We start from the raw sequence: 3,511 nt of genomic DNA on the forward strand, positions 1-3,511 counted from the left end.
ATCCCTCCGTCCCTCCGCCCCGCACTCCCCCTTCCAAATCCGCATCGTCCCGTCGCGGCTGCCCGAAAGAACGTGCCGGCCGTCGTCGCCGTAGGCCACCACGTGCACGGTGCTCGTTTGGCTCCCGTAGTCGGCAATCAGTTCTCCGGTTTCGGCGTTCCAGACCTTCACCGCGCCTTCGGACCCGCCGGTCACCCGCTTCGAGCCGTCCGGCGAATACGCGACCGACCAAACGTCGGCCTGATGCGCTTCCCACGATTTGACTTGGCTACCGGCGGCCATGTTCCAGATTCGCACGGCGTGATCCCAGCCGACCGAGGCCAGTCGACGCCCGTCAGGATGAAACGCCAGTCCGTAGATCGGACCGGTATGTCCTTCCAGGGGCGGTGGGGTTGGAAAAAATGTGGTGCGTTCGCTGCGGCGCGTGTAGCAGAGAGGCGGAAGTTGAGAGCGCGACGGCGGATGCGTCTGGCGAACCTTTTCGAGAATTTTTTTGCGGCTGGAAATCGCGGGGTTTCAGCGCGGCGCTCACTGCTACACCTGCTGCGGAGCGTGCGACTGCTGTGATTTGTTCAGTAGTGGTGCGCCGCTTTCTGCGGGCGGGAGCGGGGTTTTTGAGTAGCGGGCGCCCGCACTTGCAGAGCGCGGTGCTGCGGTGCGCAGAGCGAGGTGCTTCTGAGCGCGCGGAGCGAGGTGTTGCTGAACGCGCAAAGCGCGAGGGCCGGTCGCGGCTTTATGACGGAAGTGGCGCGGGCTAAACCCCGCCCAGGGCGACCGCGATGAAGCCGGGACCGTTGATGGCCGCGTGCAGCGCGACGCCGATCCAGGTATTGCCGCGCCGCTGAACGAGATAGGGAATGAGAAAGACGACCGGAACGAGCATCACGAGGATGGTCGGTCCGAAGGGGAGGTGGAACAGAAGCCAACCGGCTCCGTTTGCCGCCCAGGCATGGCGGCCGAGCGCCCGCTCTTGCCGGGGCAGCACGACGCCTCGCCAGAGGAACTCTTCGCCCAGGATATTGATCGCGAAGAACGGCAACCACACGGCGAAGATCCAGTAGCGGCCCGGCCCGAGCGGCTCCATCGCCAGGAACGACGGATGCAGCCGAATATCGGGCGACCACCACCGCAGGGCCCCGATCGTAGCCGCGCTGCCGAGCCCGACAATCGCCAGTCCGGCCAGGGCGCAGCCCAGATCACCCTGCGTCCAGCCGAGGTCGGCGGCCGTCAGCCGTCGGAAGCGCAACCGCTCGCTCCACAATCGGCGTCCGTCGGACATCCCTTCGCGGCGGAGCATCACCCAGCCGATGATCACGAGCGGCAGGAAGACGCCGAACCCGGCGGCGGCGAACCAGGCGATCACCCCTTCGCAACCGGTCGTTCGAATCAGCAACGGGATGGCCACGCGCGTGGCGACGAAGAGCAGCAGGCCGGCACCGCCGAACAAGAGCAGCGAGGCAACGAGGCCGAGCGGCGCAGGCCCCAACTGCACCGCGTCGAATCGTTTCGGCACCGGGACGTCGTTCACGACTCAACTCCCGAACGCTGGATTCTGAAACCGCAACCGTCCACTCTAGCGTCTAACTCTAACGCCCAGCGCCTATTCGAAACGGCACGTCCTCCACAACCGCCCCCCAATCCGGAACGCTGAACTTGCCCCTCGCTCTAACTTCTAGCTCTAACTCCTAGCGCCTATTCGCAACGGCCCTGGGGGAATATCCATGGCGAGCCTCCGTCATGAAAACTCTGTGGAATGGCCAAGCTTCGATGCGGCATGGTGATGAATGTCTGCCGCGGGACGGAATCATGGCTCCGATGGCGATCTGACGAAAGCCCGCGACCGCCGGATGGCGAGGCGCAGCGGCGGCCCGTTAGTTACGCGCGAGCGGAGGGGGCGGGCCGGCTTTTTTGCCGGCGTCGTCTCGCTCTGGAGCATCGCAGCCGCCGAATGAAGAGAGGCGGATCGTTTTACCGCCGATTCTTGCCGTTTGAGTGCTTGGTCGAATTGATTGACCGGAACTATGGTCCATCGCCACAATACCGCCGGAGTGAGTCGAGCTATTTGAGGCCAATCACGCGTCCGCTTTCCGATCCATCGCGATGGACCTTACCGACATCCAAGAACAGCTCAGCGTAGCCGCGTTGCACGCGACTTGTGCGCGAGCCGGCTTCGCTTTTGAGACGACGGGACGCATTGAGGACAAATGGGGAATCGATGCGAACCGACGGAGTGTCTCATGTCGATCACGTCTGACCTAGTCCCTGAAATGCTCAACCGTCTCATTCCGCGAGACGTTCAGGGATACGCGCGTTCGCGCGGCTGGCGCCCTTTCCGAACAACCGGTCGACTCATGATCTACAACAGTCCGTATGAGAACGGATTGCAGCAGGTTTTGGTACCGATCGACTCTACGCGGCCGGACTTTGTGGAGCGCATGCAGGAAGCAGTGCAGACGCTAGCGGACTTCGAGTCCCGCTCCGCCGCCGCAGTCGTGACTGATTTGCTCAACTTCGATTCCGACGTTCTCCGCTATCGGGTCGATTCGCGACGGACGGAAAAGGGAACCTTGCCGCTCACTCAGGCGATAGACTTGCTCGGTGGTGCCAAGCAGTCGCTGATGGCCGCGGCGCACTCGGCATTGGTTCGAAAGAAGTATCATCCGAAACTAAGTCGAACCGAAGCGGTTCAACTATTGGACCGTTGCCAGTTGAACCAAACCGAGCAACGTAGCTTCGTGGTGGCGATCGCTTGTCCGATGCGAGCCGTCGACGCTAACGAGGCCGGCACGGATGACTCGGCCGAGCCATTCGCGAGGCAGGCCACGTCGCTGCTGACGCGAGCACTCCTGTCGTTGGACCAGGCCATCGAAGAAGACCGCGTGAACAGCATTGTCGACGAAGCCGAGCCGCTGGTGAGTGCGAACCTTTGCGACGCGCTGCTGAAAATGCGGCCGAAGGAAGAAGACGGAATCCTGGAATTCCTTCCGTCGTGGGCTCCGTCGACTCCGATGGGATCCGCTGCAGATTTGCCTTCACAGATCGTGTTCAGTTACGACGAGTTCGAAGCGGTCGAGGAAGTCTATCGACAGTTACGACCGACCGAGGCATCGGAATCGAAGATGTGGATCGCTTACGTCGACGAACTGAAGGGGACGGAAATTGCGGACGGCGTTCGCGAAGGCGAAGTGGTATTCACGGTGTTCGATGGCGACGAAGTAATACGAGCCCGTGCTCGCCTGACGAGAGAGCAATACCAAACGGCATGCCTCGCCCACAATCCGATCAAGCCGCTCTTCGTCGTGGGCCGGTTGAATCGCGGGGCGCGAGTATCACGGCTGCTGGATGTGACGAAAGTCGAGCCGGTACCGGCGAATTCGTAGCGCAGGCGGAATGACGACCGATTTGTTAGCGGGCTGGATGACGAGCGTCTTTCCAGGCACGAGTCGGCCCGTCGCTGAAGGCGGCGTAGAACGCCTTGAACGCGGTTGACGCGGTACTCCACCGAGACGGC

At 62.5% G+C, this 3,511-nt stretch carries 3 protein-coding genes; 1 reads left to right on the forward strand and 2 read right to left on the reverse strand.

Annotated elements, in window-relative coordinates:
* The coding region (locus SGJ19_26590; protein MDZ4783832.1) for a hypothetical protein at window positions 1-282 on the reverse strand (282 nt) is incomplete at its 3' end.
* A 472-nt stretch (window positions 283-754) separates the two neighbouring features.
* Window positions 755-1,528 carry a CPBP family intramembrane glutamic endopeptidase gene (locus SGJ19_26595; GenBank protein MDZ4783833.1) on the reverse strand — a complete coding sequence of 258 codons (774 nt, stop codon included), beginning with the start codon at window positions 1,526-1,528 and terminating at the stop codon, window positions 755-757.
* Window positions 1,529-2,351: 823 nt separating this feature from the next.
* Between SGJ19_26595 and SGJ19_26600 the strand changes: the two genes are divergently transcribed.
* Window positions 2,352-3,380 carry a hypothetical protein gene (locus SGJ19_26600; GenBank protein ID MDZ4783834.1) on the forward strand — a complete coding sequence of 343 codons (1,029 nt, stop codon included), beginning with the start codon at window positions 2,352-2,354 and terminating at the stop codon, window positions 3,378-3,380.
* Window positions 3,381-3,511: the final 131 nt, after the last annotated feature.

It is taken from the genome of Planctomycetia bacterium (assembly GCA_034440135.1).
Taxonomy (GTDB): domain Bacteria; phylum Planctomycetota; class Planctomycetia; order Pirellulales; family JALHLM01; genus JALHLM01.